At 69.6% G+C, this 25,802-nt stretch carries 20 protein-coding genes; 9 read left to right on the top strand and 11 right to left on the bottom strand.

What is annotated here, in order from left to right; genetic code table 11:
* Genes A4W93_RS04575 through A4W93_RS04565 form a run of 3 tightly spaced genes read right to left on the bottom strand, consistent with a single transcriptional unit; the run spans window position 1 to window position 3,100 of the window.
* Window positions 1–1,122, bottom strand: coding sequence for an acyl-CoA dehydrogenase family protein (locus A4W93_RS04575; protein WP_085749488.1), 1,122 nt, complete (start codon window positions 1,120–1,122; stop codon window positions 1–3).
* 4 nt (window positions 1,123–1,126) lie between these two features.
* On the bottom strand, window positions 1,127–2,311 hold the full coding sequence (locus tag A4W93_RS04570; protein WP_085749487.1) for an acyl-CoA dehydrogenase family protein: 1,185 nt from the start codon (window positions 2,309–2,311) through the stop codon (window positions 1,127–1,129).
* Window positions 2,312–2,332: 21 nt separating this feature from the next.
* Entirely contained in the window at window positions 2,333–3,100 is a 768-nt protein-coding gene (locus A4W93_RS04565) for an SDR family oxidoreductase (protein ID WP_085749486.1), read from the bottom strand.
* A 153-nt stretch (window positions 3,101–3,253) separates the two neighbouring features.
* Here A4W93_RS04565 and A4W93_RS04560 point away from each other — a divergent pair, with 153 nt between their 5' ends.
* A complete protein-coding gene (locus tag A4W93_RS04560) occupies window positions 3,254–4,150 on the top strand; it encodes an SDR family NAD(P)-dependent oxidoreductase (protein ID WP_085749485.1) in 897 nt (298 codons plus the stop codon).
* A gap of 3 nt (window positions 4,151–4,153) precedes the next feature.
* Here A4W93_RS04560 and A4W93_RS04555 read toward each other — a convergent pair whose 3' ends face one another.
* Window positions 4,154–5,386, bottom strand: coding sequence for an acyl-CoA dehydrogenase family protein (locus tag A4W93_RS04555; protein ID WP_085749484.1), 1,233 nt, complete (start codon window positions 5,384–5,386; stop codon window positions 4,154–4,156).
* 300 nt (window positions 5,387–5,686) lie between these two features.
* Between A4W93_RS04555 and A4W93_RS04550 the strand changes: the two genes are divergently transcribed.
* The 6 genes from A4W93_RS04550 to A4W93_RS04525 are packed head-to-tail and all read left to right on the top strand — an operon-like array spanning window position 5,687 to window position 12,631.
* Window positions 5,687–6,643 carry an ABC transporter permease gene (locus tag A4W93_RS04550; RefSeq protein WP_085749483.1) on the top strand — a complete coding sequence of 319 codons (957 nt, stop codon included), beginning with the start codon at window positions 5,687–5,689 and terminating at the stop codon, window positions 6,641–6,643.
* The gene (locus tag A4W93_RS04545; protein ID WP_085749482.1) at window positions 6,640–7,563 is read left to right on the top strand and encodes an ABC transporter permease; all 924 of its coding nucleotides are present in this window, start codon (window positions 6,640–6,642) and stop codon (window positions 7,561–7,563) included. Before A4W93_RS04550 ends, A4W93_RS04545 begins: the two co-directional genes overlap by 4 nt.
* Window positions 7,564–7,610: 47 nt before the next feature.
* The gene (locus A4W93_RS04540) at window positions 7,611–9,293 is read left to right on the top strand and encodes an ABC transporter substrate-binding protein (protein WP_085749481.1); all 1,683 of its coding nucleotides are present in this window, start codon (window positions 7,611–7,613) and stop codon (window positions 9,291–9,293) included.
* A 2-nt stretch (window positions 9,294–9,295) separates the two neighbouring features.
* Window positions 9,296–10,276, top strand: a complete 981-nt coding sequence (locus A4W93_RS04535; RefSeq protein WP_085749480.1) for an ABC transporter ATP-binding protein — start codon at window positions 9,296–9,298, stop codon at window positions 10,274–10,276.
* A complete protein-coding gene (locus tag A4W93_RS04530) occupies window positions 10,269–11,354 on the top strand; it encodes an ABC transporter ATP-binding protein (protein WP_085749479.1) in 1,086 nt (361 codons plus the stop codon). The genes A4W93_RS04535 and A4W93_RS04530 overlap by 8 nt, the downstream gene beginning before the upstream one ends.
* A 32-nt stretch (window positions 11,355–11,386) precedes the next feature.
* A complete protein-coding gene (locus tag A4W93_RS04525; RefSeq protein WP_085749478.1) occupies window positions 11,387–12,631 on the top strand; it encodes a TetR/AcrR family transcriptional regulator in 1,245 nt (414 codons plus the stop codon).
* Window positions 12,632–12,649: 18 nt separating this feature from the next.
* Here A4W93_RS04525 and A4W93_RS04520 read toward each other — a convergent pair whose 3' ends face one another.
* From A4W93_RS04520 to A4W93_RS04510, 3 genes are all read right to left on the bottom strand, one after another.
* Window positions 12,650–13,429, bottom strand: coding sequence for a carbohydrate-binding protein (locus A4W93_RS04520; RefSeq protein ID WP_169726505.1), 780 nt, complete (start codon window positions 13,427–13,429; stop codon window positions 12,650–12,652).
* A 267-nt stretch (window positions 13,430–13,696) separates the two neighbouring features.
* Window positions 13,697–16,279: a cyanophycin synthetase gene (cphA, locus tag A4W93_RS04515; protein ID WP_085749476.1), complete on the bottom strand. Its 2,583-nt coding sequence runs from the start codon at window positions 16,277–16,279 to the stop codon at window positions 13,697–13,699.
* 31 nt (window positions 16,280–16,310) lie between these two features.
* On the bottom strand, window positions 16,311–18,521 hold the full coding sequence (locus tag A4W93_RS04510; protein WP_085749475.1) for a cyanophycin synthetase: 2,211 nt from the start codon (window positions 18,519–18,521) through the stop codon (window positions 16,311–16,313).
* Window positions 18,522–18,705: 184 nt separating this feature from the next.
* On the opposite strand from A4W93_RS04510, the gene A4W93_RS04505 reads away from it, so the two are divergent.
* Together A4W93_RS04505 and A4W93_RS04500 are read left to right on the top strand one after the other, a co-directional pair.
* Window positions 18,706–20,970 (top strand): cyanophycin metabolism-associated ABC transporter, encoded by a 2,265-nt coding sequence (locus tag A4W93_RS04505; protein ID WP_085749474.1) that lies wholly within the window; start codon window positions 18,706–18,708, stop codon window positions 20,968–20,970.
* Between the two features lie 8 nt (window positions 20,971–20,978).
* Window positions 20,979–21,464, top strand: a complete 486-nt coding sequence (locus A4W93_RS04500) for a cyanophycin metabolism-associated DUF1854 family protein (protein ID WP_085749473.1) — start codon at window positions 20,979–20,981, stop codon at window positions 21,462–21,464.
* A 1-nt stretch (window position 21,465) separates the two neighbouring features.
* Here the strand turns inward: A4W93_RS04500 and A4W93_RS04495 are convergent, their stop codons facing one another.
* The 4 genes from A4W93_RS04495 to A4W93_RS30005 form a co-directional block, all read right to left on the bottom strand.
* On the bottom strand, window positions 21,466–23,481 hold the full coding sequence (locus tag A4W93_RS04495) for a sensor histidine kinase, YfiR-like protein-associated (RefSeq protein ID WP_085749472.1): 2,016 nt from the start codon (window positions 23,479–23,481) through the stop codon (window positions 21,466–21,468).
* A gap of 22 nt (window positions 23,482–23,503) precedes the next feature.
* Window positions 23,504–24,106: a TOL_0243 family YfiR-like periplasmic protein gene (locus A4W93_RS04490; RefSeq protein WP_085749471.1), complete on the bottom strand. Its 603-nt coding sequence runs from the start codon at window positions 24,104–24,106 to the stop codon at window positions 23,504–23,506.
* A 129-nt stretch (window positions 24,107–24,235) separates the two neighbouring features.
* Entirely contained in the window at window positions 24,236–25,339 is a 1,104-nt protein-coding gene (gene rtcA / locus A4W93_RS04485; RefSeq protein WP_085749470.1) for an RNA 3'-terminal phosphate cyclase, read from the bottom strand.
* A gap of 135 nt (window positions 25,340–25,474) precedes the next feature.
* Window positions 25,475–25,651, bottom strand: coding sequence for a hypothetical protein (locus A4W93_RS30005; protein WP_169726504.1), 177 nt, complete (start codon window positions 25,649–25,651; stop codon window positions 25,475–25,477).
* Window positions 25,652–25,802 lie beyond the last annotated feature (151 nt).

The raw sequence follows: 25,802 nt of genomic DNA, 5'->3' as shown, positions 1-25,802 counted from the left end.
TCAGTACTTCCTGAAGTGGGCAAGGCGGTCGGCGTGGAACGAGGCGTCGCCGAACAGCTCCTGCAGGACACGGGCGCGTTTCATGAAAAAGCCCAGCTCGAACTCGTCGGTCATGCCCATGCCGCCGTGCAGCTGGACGCCCTCCTGCACGGCGAGCGTGGCGACCGACCCGGCCTTGGCCTTGGCCACGGCGGTCAGTTCGGGAGCGGATGCAAGCCCTTCGTCGATCGACTGCTGCGCCTTGAGCACGGCCGCGCGGGCGAGCTCGATCTCGCAGAACAGGAACGCGGCGCGGTGCTGCAGCGCCTGGAACTCGCCGATCACCTTGCCGAACTGCTGGCGTTCCTTCAGGTACGCGACGGTGCGTTCGAACACCTCGTCGGCGATGCCCACCAGCTCGCTGGCCACGGCCACGCGGCCGATGTCGAGCACGGCCTCGAGCACCTGCGAACCCGCGTCGACGGCGCCGAGCACCGCCGTGGCCGGCACGCGCACGCCGTCGAACGCGAGGCGCGCCGCGTTGTGCGCGTCCACCATGCCGGACCGTTCGATGCGCAGGCCGGGCGCGCCCGGTTCGACGAGGAACAGCGACACGCCCGACGCGGTGCGCGCGGCGACCACGAGGAGCCCCGCGACGTGGCCGTCGGGGACGAAGGTCTTCTGGCCGTCGAGCACGAAGTGGGCCCCGTCGGCGGTGGCCTTCAGCGCGATGGCGGACGGCCGGTGCTTGCCGGCCTCGTCGACCGCGAGCGTGGCGATGACCTCGCCGCCGGCGATGCGGGGCAACCACGTGTCCTTCTGTCCCTCGCTGCCCGCGAGGGACAGCGCCGCGGCCGCGACGACGGACGACGCGAGGAACGGCGAGGCCGTGAGGTGGCGGCCGATCTGCTCGGCCACGACGCCCGCCTCGACCTGGCCGAGACCCAGGCCGCCGAAGGCCTCCGGCACGCACATGCCGGTGAAGCCCATCTCGCAGAACTGCGTCCAGAGCTGCGGGTCGTAACCCAGGTCGCCGCGCTGGTCGCGCAGCGCGCGCAGGCGGGAGACCGGCGAGCGGTCGGCGAGGAAGTCGCGGGCGCTGTCGCGCAGCTGCCCTTGTTGTTCGGTGAGCACGAGGGGCATCGGTTCAGGCTCCGGGCAGGTTGAGGATGCGCTTGGCGATCACGTTGAGCTGCACCTCGCTCGTGCCGCCCTCGATGGAGTTGCCCTTGCTGCGCAGCCAGGCGCGGGCGAGCGCCCCCTGCCTCGTGCGGTCGCTGTCCCAGTCGAGCGCATCGCTGCCGGCGGCGCTGACGAGCAGTTCCTGCCGGCGCTTGTTGAGTTCGGCGCCGAGGTACTTCAGCACCGACGAGAAGGCGGGGTTGCCTTGGCCCGCGCGGGCCAGGTCGCCGGCCCGTTCCATCGCGGCGCGGAACGCGGCCTCGTCCACCTCGAACTCGGCGATGCGCGCGCGCAGCAGCGGGTCGTCGAGGCGGCCGCGTTCGTCCACGCCCACCAGGGACGCGGCGGTGGCCCCGAGCGGCCGGGCGCTGGCCCGGTCGCCGATGCCGCCGATCATCTCGCGCTCGTGGGTCAGCAGGTACTTGGCGATGTCCCACCCGCCGTTGAGCGCACCCACGAGGTTGTGTTTCTCGACACGCACGTCGTCGAAGAAGGTTTCGCAGAACGGCGACTTGCCCGAGATCAGCACGATGGGCTTGACCGACACGCCGGGCGTGGCCATGTCGAACAGCACGAAGCTGATGCCGGTGTGCTTGCGCGCGCCGGGGTCGGTGCGCACGAGGCAGAAGATCCAGTCGGCCCGGTCGGCGTACGAGGTCCAGATCTTCTGGCCGTTGACGACGAAGTGGTCACCGCGGTCCTCGGCCCGGGTCTGCAGCGACGCGAGGTCGGAGCCCGCGCCGGGCTCCGAGTAGCCCTGGCACCAGCGGATCTCGCCACGGGCGATCTTCGGCAGGTGCTCGAGCTTCTGGGCTTCGGTGCCGAACTTCAGCAGCGCCGGGCCCAGCATCCAGATGCCGAAGCTGTCGAGCGGCGAGCGGCAGCCGAGCGCGCGCATCTCCTGGCGCAGCACCTTGGCCTCCTCGCCGGAGAGCCCGCCGCCGCCGTACTCGCGCGGCCACGTGGGCACGGTCCAGCCGCGTTCGGCCATGCGTTCGAGCCACGTGCGCTGGGCCGGCGACGCGAAGGTCCAGCGGCGGCCGCCCCAGCAGGTGTCGTCTTCGCTGGTGAGCGGCCGGCGCATCTCCGCCGGGCAGTTCTGTTCGAGCCACGCCCGCGTGCGGGCACGGAAGTCGGTGAGGTCGTCCATCGTGCGGCGGAGGTCGTGGGGTCAGATGGTGGCGCCGCCGTCCACGACGAGGCCATGGCCCGTCAGGAACGAGCCCGCGGGCGAGGCGAGGAACACGGCCGCGCCGGCGATCTCGTCGGGCTCGCCGATGCGGCGCAGCGGCGTGGTGGACGTGGCGCGCTTGAGCGTCTCGGGGTTCTCCCACAGGGCCTTCGCGAAGTCGGTCTTGATGAGGCCCGGGGCGATGCAGTTGACGCGGATGTTGTGCGGGCCGTACTCGACGGCGAGGTTGCGCGCGAGCTGGAAGTCGGCGGCCTTCGAGATGTTGTACGCGCCGATCACCGGCGAGCCGCGCAGGCCGCCGATGCTCGAGACGATCACGATGGCGCCGTCCTTGCGCTCGATCATCTGCGGCGCGGCGAAGTTGATCAGCCAGTGGTTGGCGATCACGTTGTTCTCGAGGATCTTGCGGAACTGGTCGTCCTCGATGCCGGCCATCGGGCCGTAGTACGGGTTCGACGCGGCGTTGCACACGACGATGTCGACCTTGCCCAGCTGCCGCGTGGTCTCGTCGACGAGGTGCTTGAGGTCGTCCTTCGACGAGATGTTGGCGGGCACGGAGATCGCGCTGCCGGCGCCGTACTTCGCGTTGATGGCGGCGGCCACCTCGGCGCACGGCTCGGGCTTGCGCGACGAGATCACGACCTTGGCGCCGTGTTCGGCCATGCGTTCGGCGATGGCCTTGCCGATGCCGCGCGACGAGCCGGTGACGATGGCGACCTTGCCGGCCAGCGAGAAGAGGGTGGTCATGGTGGATGTCTCCTTTGAAGTTCAGGGGAAAAACGAGAACGGGGCCGCATCGCGCGATTGCCGCGCGACACCGGCATCTGATAGGGTGTCGGCCTCCGGACCGAGCGCCCGCTCGGTTCCTGCACAACCCACCCGGATCACTGGAAGAGAAACATGAGCATTCGTTTTGACGGCAAGGTCGCCATCGTCACGGGCGCGGGCAACGGCCTCGGCCGCCAGCACGCGCTGGCCCTCGCGGCCCGTGGCGCGAAGGTGGTGGTGAACGACTTCGGGCGGGCGCCCGCCGAAGGCGGCGACACGCCGGCCGAGGCCGTGGTGCGCGAGATCGTGGCCGCGGGCGGCGAAGCGCGCGCGAACAACGCGTCGGTGACCGACGTGGACGCCGTGGCCGCGATGGTGGCCGACACGGTGGCCGCCTGGGGCCGCGTGGACATCCTCGTGAACAACGCCGGCATCCTGCGCGACAAGAGCTTCGCGAAGATGACCCTCGACGACTTCCGCCTCGTGGTGGACGTGCACCTGATGGGCGCGGCCATCTGCACGAAGGCCGTGTGGGACCTGATGAAGTCGCAGGGCTACGGCCGCATCGTGATGACGACCTCGTCGTCCGGCCTGTACGGCAACTTCGGCCAGTCGAACTACGGCGCCGCGAAGATGGCCCTGGTGGGCCTGATGCAGACCCTGTCGCTCGAAGGCGCGAAGGACAACATCCGCGTCAACTGCCTCGCGCCCACCGCGGCCACCGCGATGACCGAGGGCCTGATGCCCGCGGCCATCCTGGAGAAGCTCAAGCCCGAGGCCGTGACCCCGGGCCTGCTGTACCTCGTGAGCGAGGACGCGCCCAGCCGCGCCATCCTGTGCGCGGGCGCCGGCACCTTCGAGCGCGCCTACGTCACGATGACGCAGGGCGTGCACCTCGGCCTCGACGCCGACACGCCGGAGCGCATCGCCGAGCAGTTCGATGCCATCTCCGCGCGCGACGACGAGTACGTGCCCGAGTCGGGCGCCGTGCAAGGCCGCAACGAGGTGGGCAAGGCGCTGCAAGGCTGATCCTCAGCCGCGGTACTTGCCGTACTCCAGCTGGGCGATGGTGCGGTTGTGCACCTCGTCCGGCCCGTCGGCGATGCGCATCGTGCGCATGCTGGCGTACTGCTTGGCCAGGCCCGCGTCGCTCGACACGCCGGCCGCGCCGAACGCCTGGATGGCGTCGTCGATGATCTGCAGCGCCATGCGCGGGGCCTGCACCTTGATCATCGCGATCTCCAGGCGGGCCACCTTGTTGCCCACCTTGTCCATCATGTCGGCCGCCTTCAGGCACAGCAGGCGGGTCATCTCGATGTCGATGCGAGCGGTGGCCACGCGCTCCTCCCACAGCGAGTGGTCGGACAGCTTCTTGCCGAAGGCCGTGCGGGCCTGCAGGCGGCGCACCATCTTCTCGAGCGCGACCTCGGCGCTGCCGATGGAACGCATGCAGTGGTGGATGCGGCCCGGGCCGAGGCGGCCCTGGGCGATCTCGAAGCCGCGGCCCTCGCCCAGCAGCAGGTTGGACGCCGGGACGCGCACGTCGCGGAACACCACCTCGGCGTGGCCGTGCGGCGCGTCGTCGAAGCCGAACACCGGCAGCATGCGGACGATCTCGATGCCGGGGGTGTCGAGCGGCACCAGCACCTGCGACTGCTGCGCGTGGCGCGGCGCGTCGGGGTCGGTCTTGCCCATCACGATGGCGATCTTGCAGCGCGGGTCGCCCACGCCGGACGACCACCATTTGCGGCCGTTGATGACGTAGTGGTCGCCGTCGCGGCGGATCGACGTCTCGATGTTGGTGGCGTCGCTCGACGCCACGTCGGGTTCGGTCATCAGGAAGGCTGAACGAATCTTGCCCTGCAGCAGCGGCTCCATCCACTCCTTCTTGTGGGCCTCGGAGCCGTAGCGAGCCAGCACTTCCATGTTGCCGGTGTCGGGCGCCGAGCAGTTGAACACCTCCGAGGCGAAGCCGACGCGGCCCATCTCCTCGGCACACAGCGCGTACTCGAGGTTCGTGAGGCCGGCGCCGCGGTACGGGCTGTCTTCGGGCAGTGAGTCCTTCGGCAGGAACAGGTTCCACAGCCCCTCGGCCTTCGCGACCGCCTTCAGCTCCTCCACCACCGGCACCACCTGCCAGCGGTTGTCTCCGAACGCCTTCATCTGCGCGGTGTAGACCGGGATGGCGGGGTAGACGTGCTTCTGCATGAAGTCCTTCACGCGGCCTTGCCAGTGCTGCTGCCGCTGCGACATCGAGAAATCCATGGTGCTCCTTGAGGGTGAGTTCGGTGTGCGGCCACGTTAGCAGAAAGCAATGGAACTTTCCGCACCTAGGTGACACGTTTAGAACTAACGGTATGGGCTTTCACCGGGCGTGGATTTCCAATTCGGACAGGCCTAGGTGTTTGCCCTCGCAATGTTTTGCCGCTACTGGGACATGATGTCCTGGGGCCCGAGGCCCCGCTGCCCCCCACTTCACTGGACGAGCATGCACACCAATTCCCGCGGAACCGAAGAATGGGTATGCGGACCTGATGCCTCGGAAACGAGCAGGGGTCCCGGGCGATGAGCACCTACGCCATCCGCCGCCTGCTGGGGTTGATCCCCACCCTCTTCTTCGCCAGCCTGATCGTGTTCGTGACCGTTCGCCTGATCCCGGGCGACGTCATCGACATGATGCTGTCGGAGAACGACATCTCGGCCCAGCAGCTGAGCCGCGAGCAGCTGCTCGCCACGCTGGGCCTCGACAAGCCGATGTGGCAGCAGTACCTGCACTGGATCGGCGGCATCGTGAGCCGCGGCGACCTGGGCCAGTCGCTGTGGGCCGGTGACTCCGTCTGGGAACAGCTCGCGCAGCGGCTGCCGGTGAGCTTCGAGCTGGGCCTGATCGCCCTCGTGTTCGCGCTGGTGCTCGCGGTGCCCATCGGCGTGTACTCGGCCATCCGCCAGGACACCGCCGGCGACTACATCACCCGCTCGTTCTCCATCCTGCTGCTGGCCGTCCCCAGCTTCTGGGTGGGCACGATGGTGATGGTGTTCCCGTCCATCTGGTGGGGCTGGTCGCCGCCGGTCGAGTTCGTGCGCTTCGCCGACGACCCGCTGCAGAACATCAAGAACATGCTGCTGCCCGCCGCCGTGCTGGGCATGGGGCTGTCGGCCGTCACGATGCGCATGACCCGCACGATGACGCTCGAGGTGCTGCGCCAGGACTACATCCGCACCGCGTGGGCCAAGGGCCTCGACGAGCGCCGCGTGGTGTGGCGCCACGCGCTGCGCAACGCGCTGATCCCGGTCATCACGCTCGTGGGCCTGCAGGCACCACTGCTCGTGGGCGGCGCCGTGATCATCGAGCAGATCTTCGTGATCCCGGGCATGGGCCTGCTGCTGATCGACGCCGTGAGCCAGCGCGACTACCCGGTCATCACCGGCGTGTTCCTGGTGGTGGGGGTCGCCGTGATGCTCATCAACCTGGCCGTGGACCTGAGCTACGGCCTGCTCGATCCCCGCGTGAGGCAAGGATGACGTTGCAGACCTCCCCTTCCGCCGCGCTGGCCGCCCCGCGCCGCCGCGTGGTCCCCGGCGCGCGGCTCGCGCACCGCGTGTGGCGCCTGACCACGCGCATGTTCCGCGAGAAGCCGCTCGGTGCCGCGGGCGGCGTGCTGTTCCTCGTGTTCCTGTTCTGCGGCATCTTCGCCGACGTGCTGGCCCCGCACGACTACAACGAGATCAACCCCATCGAGCGGCTGAAGGCCCCATCGTGGGAATTCCCGTTCGGCACCGACAACCTCGGCCGCGACGTGCTGTCGCGCTGCCTCTACGGCGCCCAGCTGTCGGTCATCATCAGCCTGTCGGCCGCCACGCTCGCCACGCTCGTGTCGCTGTTGATCGGTGTCGTGAGCGGCTACCTCGGCGGCAAGGCCGACATGCTGGTGCAGCGTTTCGTCGACGCATGGATGAGCTTCCCCGACCTCGTCATCCTGATCGTCGTGGTCTCGGTGATGGGGCCCAGCATGACCACCGTGATCCTGACCCTGGGCCTGCTGCTGGGCATCGGCGGCTCGCGCATCGTGCGCAGCGCGGTGGTGTCGGTGCGCGAGAACATGTACGTGCACGCGGCGCAGTCCATCGGCGCGTCCACGCCGCGCATCCTCTGGAAGCACATCGTGCCGAACGTGCTGCCGCCGGTGATCGTGCTGTTCACCACGCGCATCGGCGCGGTGATCCTCGCCGAATCGGGCCTCGCCTTCCTGGGCCTCGGCGTGCCGCCGCCGGCGCCCACCTGGGGCGGCATGCTGACCGGCACCGGCCGCCAGTTCATGTTCCAGGGCCCGTGGCTCGCGCTCGCGCCCGGCCTGTGCCTGACGCTCGTGGTCTACGCCACCAACGTGTTCGGCGACGCCCTGCGCGACCTGCTCGACCCGCGCATGCGCGGCAGCCGCTGACCCATCGACCGATCCCTCCCGCAGTCTCCACGGAAAGGAACTCTCCCATGGCCCTCCGCCCCCTGATCGCCGCGTTCGCCCTGGCCGCCCTGCCCGCCGCCGTGCTGGCGCAGCCCGCCAAGCCGCAGTACGGCGGCCAGCTGACCATCGGCACGCCCTACATCACCATCGGCGCACTGTCGTGGGATCCGGCCGACTACAACTGGAAGCACAACGTCGACACCGGCCTCGTCTACGAGCAGCTGTTCGCGGCCGACCTGACCAAGGCCAAGCGCAACGGCGGCCCCTACCCGTACTACGCCGACGCGTGGCTGCCGCCCGAGTCCATCCGGGGCGAGCTGGCCGAGAAGTGGGAATGGAAGCAGAACCCGCTGCGCATCGAGATCCAGCTGCGCAAGGGCGTGATGTTCCCGGCCAAGCCCGGCGTGATGGAAGCGCGCGAGCTGGTGGCCGACGACGTGGTGTACGCCTACGACCGCCTGAACAAGAGCCCGAAGAAGATCGCCAACTACTTCGACCACGTCGAGAAGGTGGAGGCCACGGGCAAACACACCGTGGTGTTCACGTTCAACGCGTACAACGCCGAGTGGGACTACCGCTTCGGCTGGGGCTACTACTCCGCCATCGTGCCGAAGGAGGTGGTCACCGCCGGCGCCAACAACTGGAAGAACGCCAACGGCACCGGCCCGTACATGCTGACCGACTACGTGCAGAACAACTCCTACACGTACACGAAGAACGCCGGTTACTGGGACACGGAAACCATCGGCGGCCAGAAGTACAAGCTGCCCTTCGCCGACCGAATCGTCTACCGCACCATCAAGGACGAGGCCACCTGGCTCACGGGCCTGCGCACCGGCAAGATCGACGTGCTGGAGGCCGTGCGCTGGAGCGCCGTCGACGAGCTGAAGAAGAGCGCGCCGAAGCTGCAGTGGTCGCGCTGGCTCGGCATGAGCAGCACCTTCCTCGCGATGCGCATGGACACCAAACCGTTCGACGACATCCGCGTGCGCCGTGCGATGAACCTCGCGGTCAACAAGCAGGAGATCCTGAAGTCGTACTTCGGCGGGCACGCCGAGATGATGGGTTTCCCGCAGCACCCGGACTACGTCGGCTCGTACGAGCCGCTCGAAGCCATGGGCCCCGCGGTCAAGGAGCTCTTCACGTACGACCCCGCGAAGGCGAAGAAGCTGCTGGCCGAGGCCGGGTACCCGAACGGCTTCACGTTCAAGGTGCAGGCCACCGCCGTCACCGCCGAGGCCGACCTGCTCGCGATGCTCGGCAGCTACCTGTCGAAGGTCGGCATCAAGATGGAGATCCAGCAGCTGGAGTACGGCGCCTTCCTGTCGGCGATGAACAGCAAGAAGCACGCGGCCGGCTACTTCATGACGAACTCGCCCACGAACCCCACCACCTCGCTGCGCAAGCAGTTCGTGACGGGCCAGCAGTGGAACGTGTCGATGTACGCCGACCCCGACTTCGACCGCCGCTTCAACGCGATCCTCACCGAACCCGACGAACGCCGCCGCCTCGCGATGACGAAGCTGATGACCCGCGAGGTGATCGAGAAGGCGCCGTACATCTGGCTGCCGGTGCAGTACGTCTACACAGCGTGGTGGCCGTGGGTGAAGAACTATGGCGGCGAACTGCGTGCCGGCGCCGCCCGCCCGGGCCCGATCCACGCCCGCATGTGGGTCGACCAGGACCTGAAGAAGAAGATGGGGTACTGACGATGACCGAGCCGCTGCTGCGCATCCGCGGGCTCACCACCCGCTTCCGCACCGACCGCGGCCACGTCACCGCGGTGGACGGGGTGTCGTTCGACGTCGACGCCGGAGAGACCGTCGCCATCGTGGGCGAATCGGGCTCGGGCAAGAGCGTGACGGCGATGTCGATCATGCGCCTGATCCCGTCGCCACCCGGCCGCATCGAACAGGGAGAAATCCTGTTCGACGGCCAGGACCTGCTCAAGCTCACCGACGCGCAGATGCGCGCGGTGCGCGGCAACCGCATCGCGATGATCTTCCAGGAGCCCATGTCGTCGCTGAATCCGGCGCTGACCGTGGGCTACCAGATCGCCGAACCGGTGAACCTGCACCGCCGCACGCCGTGGAAGCAGGCGCTGGAGCGGGCCGTGGACCTGATCGGCCGGGTTCGCATGCCCGACGCGCTGTCGCGCCGCGACGCGTACCCGCACCAGTTCTCGGGCGGCATGCGCCAGCGCGCGATGATCGCGATGGCGATGGCGTGCGAGCCGCAGCTGATCATCGCCGACGAGCCCACGACAGCGCTCGACGTCACGGTGCAGGCGCAGATCCTCGACCTGCTCAAGGAACTGGCCACGAAGGCGAACTCCGCGCTCGTGCTGATCACGCACGACCTCGGCGTGGTGGCGCGCTACGCCGACCGCGTCGTCGTGATGTACGCCGGCCGCGTGGTCGAGACCGCGCCCGCGATGGCGCTGTACAAGAACCCGAAGCACCCGTACACCCAGGGCCTCATGGCCTCGGTGCCGCGGCTCGACAGCGACACCACCCAGCGCCTGATCCCCATCGACGGGCAGCCGCCCGACCTCGCCGCGCTGCCCACGGGCTGCGCGTTCGCCCCGCGCTGCCGCCTCGCCCACGACCGCTGCCGCGCGGAGCGCCCGGAACTCACGGTGGTGCAGGGCCCCGAGCCCCGCCACCAGAAAGCGTGTTTCGCCGATGTCTGACCACCTCGCTCCCCTCCCCGCGGCCACTGACGAGGTGCTGCGGGTCGAGAACCTGTCCGTGCACTTCCCCGTCGGCCCCTCGTGGCCCTTCGGCAAGCCGCGCGCCACCGTGAAGGCCGTCGACGGCGTGTCGTTTTCGCTGAAACGCGGCGAGACGCTGGGCCTTGTCGGTGAGTCGGGCTGCGGCAAGTCCACCACGGGCCTCGCCGCGCTTCGCATGCTGCAACCGACCGGCGGCCGCATCATCTTCGAGGGCCAGGACATCACCGGCTTCGACAAGGCGAAGATGCGCCCGCTGCGCCGCGGCATGCAGATGGTCTACCAGGACCCGTACGGCTCGCTGAACCCGCGCATGCGGGTGCGCGACCTCATCGGCGAGCCGCTGGCCGTACACAGGCTGGTGTCGAGCCAGGCCGAGTACGACGAGCGGGTGGCGCAGCTGCTGGCCACCGTGGGGCTGCTGCCCTACATGGCCGACCGCTACCCGCACGAGTTCTCCGGCGGCCAGCGCCAGCGCATCGGCATCGCACGGGCCCTCGCGCTCGAGCCCAGCCTGATCATCTGCGACGAGCCCGTCTCGGCGCTCGACGTGTCGATCCAGGCGCAGGTGGTCAACGTGCTCGTGGACCTGCAGCAGCGCCTGGGCCTGTCGTACCTCTTCATCGCGCACGACCTCGCGGTGGTGCGCCACATCAGTCACCGCATCGCGGTGATGTACCTCGGGCGCATCGTCGAGATCGCGAGCCGCGACGACCTCTACGCGCGCCCGCTGCATCCGTACACGCAGGCGCTGATGTCGGCGGTGCCGGTGGCCGATCCGGAGGTGGAGCGCCAGCGCCCGCGCATCCCGGTGCGCGGCGAGGTGCCGAGTGCGCTGCGCCCGCCGTCGGGCTGCCGCTTCCACCCGCGCTGCCCGATGGCCACGGACGTCTGCAAGACCGTCGATCCCGTGCTCACCTCCACAGGCGGCGGCCGCGCGGTGGCCTGCCACCTGGTGCACCCGCCGGTCACCTCGGCCGTCGCCCCGCCACCCATGCAACACAGCAGCAACGAAAGCCGGGTGGTCCGGACGGCATAATCCGGGCCCACCGCCCAACCCCCGAGTTCCCGATGCCGTCGACGACGTCTGCCCCTCAGACCCAGCGTTACCAGGAGAAGCGGGAGGCCATCCTCTCGGCGGCCGCCCGGCAGTTCAACCAGCACGGGGTCAAGGGCGCGACGCTGTCCGAGATCGCCGCCAGCGTGGGGCTCGTGACCAACAGCGTCACGTACTACTACCGCAAGAAGGAAGACCTCGCGAGCGCATGTTTCCAGCGTTCCATCGAGGCGTTCTCGAAGGTCGCCGACGCGGCCCGTGCCGAACGCACCGTGGCGGGGCGCGTGGCTGCGTACTTCCGCGGACTCGCCCTGCTCTTCGCCTCGGTCGACCTCGGCGAACACCCGCCGCTCGTGCTGTTCAACGACATGCGTGCATTGCCCAGCCCGCAGTTCGAAGAGGTGTCGGCCGCCTACACGACCCTGTTCCGCAAGGTGCGCGACCTGCTGCGCGGGCCCGAGACGGCCGCGCTGTCACGCGCCGACCTGAACGCGCGCGCCTACGGCGTGGTGTCGATGGGCCACTGGATGCGCGCGTGGATCGTGCGCCACGAGGCCGTCGAGTACGAGGACGTGGCCACGCGCGTGAGCGACATCCTCGTGAACGGCAGCGCCGGCGGGGGCTCCTCCTGGACCCCGCCCACGCCCGAGGAGCTGGCCTGGCAGTTCCGCCGCGACGCCGACCCGGTGGCCGAGGCCTTCCTGCGTGCGGCCTCGCACATGGTCAATGAACACGGCTACCGGGGCGCCTCGGTGGACAAGATCTCGGCCCAGCTGAACGTCACGAAGGGCTCGTTCTACCACCACAACGACAACAAGGAAGACCTCGTCTGGTCGTGCTTCGAGCGCACCTTCGAGATCATCCGCGCCGCGCTCGCCTTCAGCGACCGGAACTTCGGCAACGGCTGGGAGCGAGCCTGCGCCAGCACCCGCGCGCTGTCGCGGTTCCAGCTGTCGGCCGAGGGGCCGCTGCTGCGCCTGGGCGCCATCAGCGCGGTGGTGGACCCGGCCCGCCGCGCGGAGGTCAGCCGCACGATGAACCGGCTCACCACCCGCCAGACCGGCGTGGTGGTGGACGGCATGATCGACGGGTCGATCCGCACCATCGACCAGGCCATCGCCGGCCACATCGGCACCGGCCTCATCAGCGGCGCCGCGGGCCTGAAACACTGGGTGGGCGAGATCACCGAGGACAACGTGGCCGAGCTGTACCTGCGCCCGATGTTCATCGGCCTGCTGTGCCCACCTGCGCGGGGCTGACGCCCCGCGCCCCCTGCCTTACTGCCGCACCAGGGCCGAACGGTAGTTCTGGCCGCCGTTGTTGTCCCAGTGCACCTCGCCGTTGACGGTGTAGCGGATCGCGTAGTCGACCTGCGAGGCGCCCGCGCCCACGTTCAGCGAGAACGGCCACACCTCGATGCCGTCGGCGTTGGGGTTCGCCGCCGAGCTGTACGCGCCGGCCCAGTGGTTCGGCGAGTACGTCGCCGTGGTGCTCTTCGTCGTGGCCCAGTTGTCGGTCGAATAGACGATGGTCACGTCCTTGAGCACGGCGAGGTTCCGCAGCGCCGCGGCACCGTACACATACGCGTCCGAAACCCCGAGGCGCACCGTCGGCTGGTAATACAGGTTGTGGACATTGATACCCGCGCCGAGGTGGGCGCCGGAATCCTTGGGCACGAAGTGGTTGTTGCCGTTGTTGTTGTCCCAGTAGGTTTGCCCGTTGACCACGTATTTCAGGGCGAACTGCAGGTCGAACGTGGTATTGAGCGGCGGCGAGTACGACGTGGTCCAGATTTCCCGGCCCGAACCCACGGCACGGCTGTAGGTCAGCGGCAGGTCCACCCAGCTGCCGTCCGCCTGCTTGTAGTGGGCGAACACTTGCTTGTTGTAGGCCAGGTTGGCGACGTTCACCTCGAAGGTGCTGCTCTGCTGCGAGATGCCGTACTTGCTGGACACGATGGACGTGACCTGCTGCAGCTTGATTTCCCCGGCGGCCGAGGCGACGGTCGACCACGCGGCGAGGCCAAGGCCCACCGCGTGCCAGATTGCGTTTTTCATGAAACTCTCTCCCTGAGTGTGTTGAGGTTGAAACCTCTCCTCCACCCCTGCGAAAGATTCTTTTCTCATGCGGGAATTGGTTTCCGTCTCACAGAATCTTTATCGATCCACAAGGGTTAGTATGTATTAAACGCGAAACCACCCGCGGCAGCGCGTTGCCCCTGCGGACCAATCGGTTTTCATCACGGTGCCCGCGAAAACGGGCATTCGCGCGCGCCAAAGGGAACGGGCCGCATGAAGCGGCCCGTTGCGAGGGAGAGAGGAACCTCAGGCGGTTTCGGCGACGGCCTCGGCCACCTTCGCGGCCAGGTGGGCCAGCGCCTCCTCGACCTGGTCGACCAGCACGAGGCACAGGTCGCCCGGCTGCAGGCGCTCGAGCGCGAGGTCGATGGCGACGAACTCGCCGCGCACCTCGTGCACGTCCTTCGTGCGCTTCGCGCCGGCCAGGCCGTCGCGCAGCAGCGCCAGCACCTCGCCGTCGGCACGGCCGCGCTGGCAGGCGTCCTGGAACAGCACGACCTCGTCGAAGGCGTCGCCCAGGATCATGGTCTGCTCGCGGATGTCCTCGTCGCGGCGGTCGCCCGCCCCGCTGATGACCACCGAGCGGCGCTTCGCCGGCAGCGCGTCCACCGCCGACACCAGGGCACGCATCGCGTCCGGGTTGTGGCCATAGTCGGCGATCACCGTGGCGCCGCGGTACGACAGCACGTTGAAGCGGCCCGGCGCATTGTCCGCGTCGTTCGAGAAGCTGGCGAGGCCGCGGCGGATGGTGTCCGGATGCAGGCCCAGGCCCCATGCGGCGGCCACGGCCGCCATCGCGTTCTCGACCTGGAAGCCGATGGTGCCGTTGCGGGTGATGGGGATGTCGCGCAGGAACACCTTCTCGCGCCACGGGCCCTCGGCCGCGACGATGGCGTCGCCGTCGACGTACACGCAGCGGTTGCCCTGTGCCCGGTGCGTGGCCATCACGGGCTGCTGACGGTCGGCCGCGAAGAAGATGACCTTGCCCGGGCAGCTGGCGGCCATGCCGGCCACGATCGGGTCGGCGGCGTTGAGCACCGCGTAGCCGGTGGTGGAGACGTTCTGGACGATGACGCGCTTGAGCACGCCGAGGTCCTCGACGGTGGTGATGTAGTTCAGGCCCAGGTGGTCGCCCGCGCCGATGTTGGTGACCACGGCCACGTCGCAGCGGTCGAAACCGAGGCCTTCGCGCAGCACGCCGCCGCGGGCGGTCTCGAACACCGCCGCGTCGACATCGGGGTGCATCAGCACGTTGCGCGCGCTGCGCGGGCCGCTGCAGTCGCCGCTGTCGATCTGGCGGCCGTTCACGTAGACGCCGTCGGTGTTGGTCATGCCGATGCGCATGCCGCTGCCCGCGATGATGTGGGCGATCAGGCGGGCCGTGGTGGTCTTGCCGTTCGTGCCGGTGACGGCCACGACCGGGATGCGGCCGTCGTCGCCGGGGCCGAACAGGTTCGCGACCATGGCTTCGCCGACGTTGCGGCCCTTGCCGTAGCTGGGCGACAGGTGCATGCGCAGGCCCGGGGCCGCGTTCACCTCGACGATGCCGCCGCTCTGTTCCTCGAGGGGCTTGAGCACGCTCTCGCACACCACGTCGACGCCGCAGATGTGCAGGCCCACCATCTGGGCGGCCTCGATGGCGCGGGCGGCCACGTCGGGGTGCACGTCGTCGGTCACGTCGGTGGCGGTGCCGCCGGTGCTGAGGTTCGCGTTGTTGCGCAGGATCACGCGCTGGCCCTTCACGGGCACCGAGTCGGGTTCGAGGTCCTGGACCTTCAGGCGCGCGACCGCGATGTCGTCGAAGCGGATCTTCGTGAGCGACGTGGCGTGGCCCTCGCCGCGGCGCGGGTCCTGGTTGACGATGTCGACCAGCTGGCGCACCGAGTGTTCGCCGTCGCCGATCACCTGCGGCGGATCGCGGCGTGCGGCGGCGACGAGCTTGTCGCCCACCACCAGCAGGCGGAAGTCGTTGCCGGGCAGGAACTTCTCGACCATCACCTCGCCGTACTCGGCCGCGGCCTTGTACGCGATGTTCAGGTGGTCGCGGGTGACGATGTTGACCGTGACGCCCTTGCCCTGGTTGCCGTCCTGCGGCTTGAGCACGACGGGCAGGCCGATCTCGATGGCGGCTTCCCACGCGTCGTCCGGGTCGGAGACGGGGCGGCCCAGCGGCACCGGCACGCCGGCGGAACGCAGCAGCAGCTTGGTCAGGTCCTTGTCCTGCGCGATGGACTCGGCCACGGCGCTGGTGGAATCGACCTCGGCGGCCTGGATGCGGCGCTGGCGCGAGCCCCAGCCGAACTGCACGAGGCTGCCTTCGGTGAGGCGGCGGTACGGGATGCCCCGCGCGACGGCGGCGTCGACGATGGCGCCGGTGCTGGGGCCGAGGCGCACGTCTTCGTCGGTGTCGCGCAGTTCGGCGATGGCCGCGGCCACGTCGAAGGCGGTGTCATGGCGCGCGGCATCGATCAACGCCAGCGCGAGTTCGAAGGCCTTGCGGCCCACGGGCTCCTCGCTGTATTCGACGACCACCTGGAACACCCCCGGCTCCAGCGTGGACGACGTGCGGCTGAAGGTGACGGGGCAGCCGGCCTGGGCCTGCAGGGCGAGCGCCACGCGCTCGAGCACGTGGGCGAGCGAGATGTTGCCGACGTAGCCGCGCGGACGCAGCTCGCCGACGGCGGGGAACAGCGCGCGCAGGCGCGGTTCGAACCCGGGGATCTCGGCCTTGGCGCGTTCGTCGACGGCGCAGGTCACGATCGCCTCGATGGCGGTGTGACGGCTCCAGAGGTTCGGGCCGCGCAGGGCCCGGATGCGGGAGACTTCCATTGGCGTGTGCTTTCGCAGAGAGATCGGTCGATCAGCGGGCCGACTTGGCCACCACCGGGCGCGCCTGGCGCAGGTCCCAGTCGAAGGTTTCGATGCCGGCGGCCACCAGGTCGAGCGAGATGCCCATGGCCCAGGCCGTGGCCACGGCGGCCAGCTGCACGCGCTGGCGGGCGAGGCCCTGTTCGTCGTTGCGCACGCGGCCGCGGCGCAGGCTGTTCAGCGTGGTTTCGCTGTGGCCCGTGGCCAGCACGACGTGGTCGTCGCGCATGAACGCCACGCGGCCGCCTTCGGCACGGTGGGCGGCGAGCTTCTCGTTCTTGCCGTCGAGGGCGTACAGGATGACGCTGCCGTCGCACAGCGACTTCAGGTCGGCCACGCGGTCGTCGGCGGCATGCAGCACGGCCACGCCGTCGGGCAGCACCACGTCGACCTGGGTGCGCAGCACCTTGGTCATCTGGTCGGCTTCCTGCACGTCGTAGTTCGCGAGCGACTTCCAGCCCTCGAAGTCGGTCACGACGCCGATCTGGCAGCGGTCGTACGCGAGGCCGTCGCGCAGGATGGATTCGGCGCCGTTCTCGATCACCGCGGCCTGCACGGCGCGGTTGATCAGCAGGCGGTGGGCCGGATCGAAACGGGCCGAGTCGGCCTGCTCGACACGGCGGCGGTCGAGGAACATGCCGTCGCGGCAGGCCAGGCCCACGCGGCGGCCGCTCAGGTGCACCAGCCACGCGACGAGGCGCGAGATGGTGTGGGTGTCCTGCGAACCGGCCACGCCGATGATGGGGATGCGGCCGGCGCCGGCTTCGGTTTCGGGGAACAGGTGGTCGACGATGGCACGGCCCACCGGGCGGGGCGCGCCCACGGCCGGCTTCAGGTGCATCAGCAGCCCCGGGCCCGCGTTGACTTCGACGACGGCACCGCCCTGCACGTGCAGCGGCTTGGAGATGTCCTCGCAGACCAGGTCGACCCCGGCGATGTCGAGGCCCACCACGCGGGCGGCGAGCACCACGGCATGTTCGACGTCGGCGTGCACCTGGTCGGTGCAGTCGAACGACAGGTTGCCGTTGCGCTGGATCAGCACGACGCGGCCGGCGGCCGGCACGGCATCGGGGGTGAGGTTCTGGCGCTGCAGCTCGATGCCGAGGGTTTCGTCTTCGGCGTAGTCGAGGCGGTTGAGCGGGAAGTCCTCGTTCTCGCCGCGGCGCGGGTCGGTGTTGAGCTGGCTGTCGACCAGCTGGCGGACGGTGGAGGTGCCGTCGCCGGTGACCGTGGCGAGTTCGCCGCGGGCGGCGGCGACCACGCGGCCCCCCACCACGAGCAGGCGGTGCTCATGGCCGCGGATGAATCGCTCGACGATGACTTCGCTGCCCTGCTTCAGGGCCACGTCGTAGGCGGCCTCGATGTCGCGGCGCTCGGTCAGGTCCATCGTGACGCCGCAGCCGTGGTTGCCGTCGGTGGGCTTGACCACGACGGGCAGGCCGATGTCCTCGGCCGCGTCCCAGGCTTCCGAGGCGGACGACACCACCTGGCCTTCGGGCACCGGCACGCCGACGGCGGCCAGCAGCTTCTTCGTGAGGTCCTTGTCGCCGGCGATGCCTTCGGCGATCGCGCTGGTCATCTCGGTCTCGGCCGTCCAGATGCGGCGCTGGCTGGCGCCGTAGCCGAGCTGCACGAGGTTGCCGGCGTTCAGGCGGATGTGCGGGATGGCGCGGTCGGTGGCGGCGCCGACGATGTGCGCGGTGCTCGGGCCGAGGTAGCAGTCGTCGACCTTCTCGCACAGGCGGGCGACGGCCGCGTCGACGTCGAACGGTTCGTTGTTGATGGCCGCCATCAGCAGGCGGTGGCCTTCGGCCAGGGCCGAGCGGGCGACGCTTTCGTCGCGGGCCCGGAACACCATGCGGTAGACGCCGCGCTGCGAGGTGCTGCGGGTCTGGCCGAAGCCGGTGGGCATGCGGGCGAGGTTGAGCAGCTCGATGACCACGTGCTCGAGGATGTGGCCGGCCCAGGTGCCGCCTTCGAGGCGCTGGATGAAGCCGCCGCGTTCACCGACGCCGCAGTGGTGCTCCATCAGGGCGGGCAGCATCTTCAGCAGCCGCTCGTTGAAGCCGGGGAGCACGTTGGAGGGATGGTCTTCCAGCTCGCCGAGGTCGAGCCAGACCTCGAGCACCGGGCGGTACGTCCAGATGTTGGGACCCCGCAGGTAGCGGATGCGCTGCAGCTGGATGTCGGCCTTCTTCGTCATTTTGGGCGGTTTTTTCGGCAAGGTGGTCATGACCGGAAGGATCCGGTCCAGCCCGCAATTGTGCGCCGTATGGAAATGCCCGGCTCCCTCCGATGAAACACGAAACGGTGCGCTTCGGCGAGAATTCCCGACCCCGCTGCGGAAAGCGGACCCATGCACTGCACCGCGGTACGACATCATCACCATGCCACTACTCGATTCCGATCTGACGTTGGAAGCCCGCACCGAGACATCTCTTGCGGCCCTGCGAGCTGAACTCGCCCCGAATGAGAACGTGCTCGCCACGCTCGCGGTTGACCTCGATCCGGGCTCGTTGCGCTTCGGTTTTGGCCTCGTGGCGATCACAGATTCTCGCGTGTGGAACTTGTCGCCAAACAGCGACGCATGGCAGGCCTGGACGCTGTCCGCGGACCTCGCGATGCGCTCCTTCGATCACGCCGGCGTGGCCACGCTGGAACTCCTCGATACAAGCTCGCGGCTCGCGCAATGGCGGTTCACGCTCGGTGCACACGCCCAATCGCTGAAATTGGTGAAGGTCTTCGAGCAACGGGTCGAGGCACTTCGTGAGGGACGTCACGCCGAGCCCCTCGAGCCCGACGAGGAAACCTCGTTTTCCGCGGAAGCCGAACCCGTGCCGTCCACGTGGGTGCTGCTGCGTCTGTGGCGTTTCGCACACCCCTACCGGAAACAGCTCGGCCTCGGCTTCCTGCTGACCCTGCTGTCGACCGGAGCGTCGCTCGTGCCGCCGTACCTCGCCATCCCGCTGATGGACGACATCCTGATCCCGTTCCAGAACGGCGCCCAGATCGACCCGTGGAAGGTCGGCCTGTACCTGGGCGGCCTGCTCGCCGCGGCGCTCGTCGCATGGGGCCTCGGCTGGGCACGCACCTACCTGCTCGCGCTCGTCTCCGAACGCATCGGCGCGGACCTGCGCACCACCACGTACGAGCACCTGCTGCAGCTGTCGCTCGACTACTTCGGGGGCAAGCGCACGGGCGACCTGATCGCCCGCATCGGCTCCGAGACCGACCGCATCTGCGTGTTCCTCTCGCTGCACGCGCTCGACTTCGCGATCGACGTGCTGACCATCGGGATGACGGCCGTCATCCTGTTCTCCATCAACCCGTGGCTCGCGCTCGTCACGCTGCTGCCGCTGCCCTTCATCGCGTACATGATCCACAAGGTGCGCGACCGCCTGCGCACCGGCTTCGAACGCATCGACCGCGTGTGGTCCGAGGTGACCAACGTGCTGGCCGACACCATCCCCGGCATCCGCGTCGTGAAGGCCTTCGCGCAGGAGCGCCGCGAGGCGCAGCGCTTCCGCACCGCGAACGTCCACAACCTCGAGGTCAACGACCGGCTCAACAAGACGTGGTCGCTGTTCTCGCCGAGCGTGTCGCTGCTCACCGAGATCGGGCTGCTGGTCGTGTGGGCCTTCGGCATCTGGCTGGTGGCGAACCAGCAGATCACGGTCGGTGTGCTGACCGCCTTCATCGCGTACATCGGCCGCTTCTACACGCGGCTCGATTCGATGAGCCGCATCGTGTCGGTCACGCAGAAGGCGGCTTCGGGCGCCAAGCGCATCTTCGACATCCTCGACCACGTCTCGAACGTGCCCGAGCCCGCCGAGCCCGTGCCGCTCGTGAACGCGAAGGGCCGCATCGAGATGCGCGACATCGGCTTCCGCTACGGCAACCGAACGGTGATCCGCGGCCTGGACCTCGACATCCAGCCGGGCGAGATGATCGGCCTCGTGGGCCACAGCGGCTCGGGCAAGAGCACGCTCGTGAACCTGATCTGCCGCTTCTACGACGTGACCGACGGCGCCATCCACGTCGACGGCCACGACGTGCGCCGCTACGCCGTCTCCGACTACCGCCGCAACATCGGCCTCGTGCTGCAGGAGCCCTTCCTGTTCTTCGGCACCATCGCCGAGAACATCGCGTACGGCAAACCCGAAGCCACCCGCGCCGAGATCGTGGCGGCCGCACGCGCGGCCCACGCGCACGAGTTCATCCTGCGCCTGCCGCAGGGCTACGACTCGCTCGTGGGCGAACGCGGCCAGGGCCTCTCGGGCGGCGAACGCCAGCGCATCTCGATCGCACGCGCGCTGCTGATCGACCCGCGCTTGCTGATCCTCGACGAGGCCACGTCGGCGGTCGACACCGAGACCGAGAAGGAAATCCAGAAGGCCCTCGACAACCTCGTGCAGGGCCGCACCACCATCGCCATCGCGCACCGCCTCTCCACGCTGCGCAAGGCCGACCGCCTCGTCGTGATGGACCGCGGCCGCATCGTCGAGGTGGGCCCGCACGACGAACTGATCGCCAGACAGGGCGCGTACTGGCGCCTCTACCAGGCGCAGCTGCGGCGCGTGGACGACGACGGCAACGAACTGCCGCCCGCCGACCCCGTGCCCCACGCCGCCCACCCCGCCGGCAACCCGTGAGCCTCCCGATGACCGACACCGCCCTCACCCCGCCCGCGTTCCGGCTCGAACGTTCCCCGCTCGGCCACCTCGTCCACATCGGCGCCGACGGCGTGCGTTCGGAGCACTGCGTGCCGGTGCGCGCGTTCCCCATCGCGGCGCCCGACGAAGGCATCTCGCTCGTGGGCGCCGACGGCCACGAACTCGTGTGGATCGACCGGCTGAGCGCACTCGCCGACGCGCCCCGCCAGCTCATCGAGGAGGAACTCGCCCAGCGCGAGTTCACGCCGGTGATCCTGCGCATCCGTTCGGTGTCCACGTTCGCCACGCCCACCACGTGGGACGTGGAGACCGACCGCGGCGACACCCGCCTCGTGCTCGAGGTCGAGGAGAACATCCGCCGCCTGGGCGGTGGCGCGCTGCTGATCGCCGACGAACGTGGCGTGCAGTTCCTGATCCGCGACCGCTTCGGGCTCGACAAGGCGTCGCGGCGCCTGCTCGAACGCTTCCTCTGAGTCAGGGCGGCCCGCTCGCGGCCGCCAATGCGTCGTCGAGCGCGGCGAGGAACACCGCCACGTCGAGCGGCTTGGTCAGGTAGCGGAAGAAGCCCATCGCGAGGCCCGCGTCGACGTCGCGCGGCATCGCGCTCGCGGTGAGCGCGATCACCGGGATGTGGCCCGTGCGCGGGTCCTCGGCCAGCAGCTTGAGCGCCTCCACGCCACCCACCCCGGGCAGGTTGAGGTCCATCAGGATCACGTCCGGCAGGTGCGCCTGGGCCATCGTCACCCCGAGCCCGCCTTCGGCCGCCGAGATCAGGCGCAGGTCGGTGCGCAGCGCCACGATCTCCTCGACGAGCCGCAGGTTCGCGGGGTTGTCCTCCACGTACAGCACGGTGCGCCGCCCCTCGACCGGCGAGGTCGAGAACGGGTCCGGGCGCGTGTCGCCGGCCTGCGCGGCCTCGCGCGGCGTCATGCCCTCGCCCGAGGCCAGCTCGAACCAGAACACGCTGCCCACGTCGACCGTGCTCGTGAGCCCGATCTCCCCGTCCATCAGCTCCACCAGCCGCTTCGTCACGACGAGGCCGATGCCGGTGCCCTCCTCCGGTCCCGCCTCCTGGCCGAGCCGGTTGAAGGGCTGGAACAGCAGCGCGCGCTGGCGGGCGTCGAGGCCCTTGCCGGTGTCCTGCACCGTGACACGGACGCGGCCCGTGGCGGACGCCCGGGCCTCCACCGCCACCGCGCCGCCCTCGCGGTTGTACTTCACCGCGTTCGACAGCAGGTTCAGCAGCACCTGCTTGAGCCGCGTGCGGTCCGCCACCACGTGCAGGCCATCGGCCGGAGCGAACGCCATGCGCACACGCCGCTGCACCGCGGTGGGCTCGATCATTTCGCGGCACTCGCGGAACACCTCGGCGAGGCTCACGGTCTCGAGCGACAGCGCGAGCGTGCCGGACTCGACCTTCGCGAGGTCGAGCACCTCGTTGATCAGCACCAGCAGGTGCTTGCCGGCCTTCAGGATGTGCGTCAGGTACTCATGGCGCTTGGCCACGGGGATCGGCACCGCGTCGCTGTCGAGCAGCTGGGTGAAGCCGAGGATCGCGTTCAGCGGCGTGCGCAGCTCGTGGCTCATGCTGGAGAGGAACTCGGACTTCGCCTGGTTCGCCTTCTCGGCCACCGCCTTCGCCAGCACCAGCTGCTCGTTGATGGCTTCGAGCTGCAGCGTGCGTTCTCGCACCCGCTGCTCGAGCTGGGTGTTCAGCCGCATCACCTCCTGCTGCGCGAGGGTGCGTTCGCCCACCTCGCGGGCGATCTCCTGGTTGGACCGCTCGAGCGCCTCGGTGCGCCGCTGGATCTCGCTCAGCATGTCGTTGAACGAGTCCGCGAGCAGGCCGATCTCGTCGTCGCTGGTCTTCGACGCGCGGCGCGAGTAGTCGCGCCGCTCGACGACGTCGCGGGCGATGTCGGCGATGGACAGGATGGGGGCGGTCACCGCCTGGTGCAGCCGGGTCGACAGCAGGTACGTGACCACCATCGCGATCGCCGTGACGAGCAAGCCGATGGCGACCAGCCCGACCAGGCGGTCGTACAGGCCGTGGTCCACGCGCAGGTGCAGCGTGCCGAGCACGTCCTTGTCCTGCACGATGCGCGAGAACACCACCATCTCGTCGCCTTCCAGCCGCACGCCGTCGTGCTCGACCTCGCCCGGCTCCCGCATCGGCTGCTCCGGCGCGGTGTACGTCGCGAAGACATGGCCCTGGTGGTCGTAGAGGGTGGCGCCGAGCACCTCGGGCCGCAGCCGCAACAGGTGCAGGTTGTTGCGGGCGAGCGCCCGGTCGTGGAACGCGAGCGCCGGCGCGGTCATGTGGCCCATCAGCTCGGACTGCACCCGCATGTCGGCCGAGAGCCGGCGGTAGTCGGTGCGCAGGGTATGCGCGCAGAGTGCCGCGATCGACAGCACCAGCACGACCAGGGTGGTCAGCAACGCGACACTGACCAGCTTGCGGCTGACGGTGCGCTGGACCGGCGGGTTCATCCGGCGTCCGGAGCCGTGGGGGTCATGGCGCCGTCCCCCTGTCGACGCGGTGGGCCACCGCGAGCAGCCGCGCGCTGATGCCGAGGCTGGCCTGCTCGGCGGCCTTGAGCGAGACGTCGAACCGGAGCCGGCCGTCGGCCACCAGGAAACGGATGATGCTGCGCACGTCGGCCGGCGTCACCGTGTCGGCCACCGTCAGCACCGGCTGGCCCCGCAGCGCCGAAATCGCCTCGATCACCTGGGCATCGGCGCCCCGGCCGAGGAACAGCACGTGCACGCCGCCCAGCGAATCGCCCAGGTGCAGCTTGCGCACCGCGACGGGCCGCCCCTGCAGCCTGCGCCCGTCGACCACCATCGAGAGTTCGTTGGCGAGGGCCTCGGCCTCGAGGATGCCGATCACGACCGGGGATTCGACGGCCGGGAACGCCCGGGCGGGCCAGGCGACGAACGCGCCGAACTGGTACAGGTAGACCGCCTTGGTGCGCAGTTCGGTTTCGCCCGCTTCGGGCCAGTCGCCGTTGCGATCGTCGACGGCCCAGGTCGTTCCGGCGGCGAGCGCCGCCAGGCACAGCCAGCCCCAGCGGAACCAGGCGGGCGACCACGGCGCGCGACGAGGTGCCCTCATCGGCGAGGCCCTTCTGGCCGGGCGCAGGACCTGGACCTGGACATGGAATCTCCCCCCGGAGGCATGCTGTCATCCGTTATAGATCGGACCCTCCCCCGGCACAAGGGGGCTCCTCCGTGGGCGCGGGGGTCAGGCGCCGATGTCGACGCGCCAGCCGGTGTCCGCCTGCGAGGTGCGGAAGGTCACGGGCAGGAACTGCCCGATCAGCTCGAGGTTCGAGCGCGCGTGGGCCGAAAGTCCCGAACAGGTGAAACCGGCCGGGGAACCCGTGCGCCACACGGCGATGGCCAGCGGCAGCATCCACTGGTCGGCCAGCCACGGGCCGAGGGCGGCCTGGCCCGCGGTGTAGGCCCGCACCTCCCGCACGACGTTGCGGGCCACGGTCTCGGCGCTCACGCCCTTCTCGCCGAACGCGGTGAACAGTTCCACCAGGTGCTCATGCTCGAGGGTGACCATCAACGCGTTGCCGGGCCCCTCGTTCTGCCGCACGAGCGGCAGCCGCAACTGCTCGCCGGACCAGCCCAAAGCGCGGCCGAGCGTGTCCAGCTCGCGGGCGCCCACGTGGCGCGGCACCGCGGCCACGAGGCATTCGGCGTAGCCGTTGCGCAACGCCCCGCGCTCCAGCAGGTCGAACGGCGTGAGTGTCCCGTCGGGAGAACCGGGCAGCACCACCTCGATGCCGCCGCCACCGGTCGGGTAGAACCCGTGGCGCCGCAGCCGCAGTTCGGAGGGGCAGCCCAGGCGGCGCATCAGCGGCGCGTAGGCCCGGTCGATGAAGTGGAACGGCGGGGCGCCCGGGTTGTGGGTGCCGCCCCGCAGCATGATGCGGCTGGGTTCGCGCAGGGCCATCAGGGCCGGCCACACGGTCTGCAGCACCAGCGTGCAGCTGCCGGCGCTGCCGACCCCGAACACGTGGTCGCCGGCGCGCACCTCGCCCGGTGAGAAGGCCACTTCGGTGGACCCGACCTCGGCGCCCTCGGCCGAGCCGCCGCTGACCGCCTGGGACGCGGTGACACACGCGACGTGCTGGCGGAGCAGGCCGGGCCGCTCGCGGCCCGCCCGGATGTGGCGCATCCGGAACGGCCGGCCGGTGCACATCGACAGGGTCAGGGCCGAGCGCAGGCGCTGTCCACCGCCCTCGCCGGCGCTGCCGTCGAGTTCGAGGAGGCCTGCCGGTTGTGGACCGCCGCCCGCAGCGGCACCTGGCAGTGCGCGGGCGGGGTGGTCGTCCATCTCGGCTCCGGAATCGGTGTCGGACCGAAGGTTACCCGAAGCCCGCGTCCCGTGCAGCCCAGCGGCCCACGAGCAGTGCGAATGCCACCACGGCGATCAGCACCGTCACCGCCATCCCGGCGAGTGCCCGCGCGTTCACAGCCCCGCCTCCCGCAGCCGCTGCACGAGGTCCTTTTCCTCCTTGCCGCGGGTGCGCTTGACGGACGTGTGGCTGCCTGCCGCACGCTGGCGCCCGAGCGCCGCGAACGGGTTGCGCGGCTTCAGGGCCGCCAGTTGCAGCAGGAACTTGTTTTCAGACTGCTTCTTTTGCATGGGAGTCTCCCTCGTGAGTCGACGACAGCGGAACAAAAACCGGCCGGATGGACGCGGTTCCACTTCGGTTGTGCCCGTCGCGCGAGCCCTTCCGTCGAAGGGGTGCCTCGCTGCACGAGACCGGATCCGGCCGCGCACATCCCGAGCCGCT

Origin of the sequence: Piscinibacter gummiphilus (genome assembly GCF_002116905.1) — a bacterium.
GTDB lineage: Bacteria > Pseudomonadota > Gammaproteobacteria > Burkholderiales > Burkholderiaceae_C > Rhizobacter > Rhizobacter gummiphilus.
This window is presented reverse-complemented; position numbering and strand designations above follow the sequence as displayed.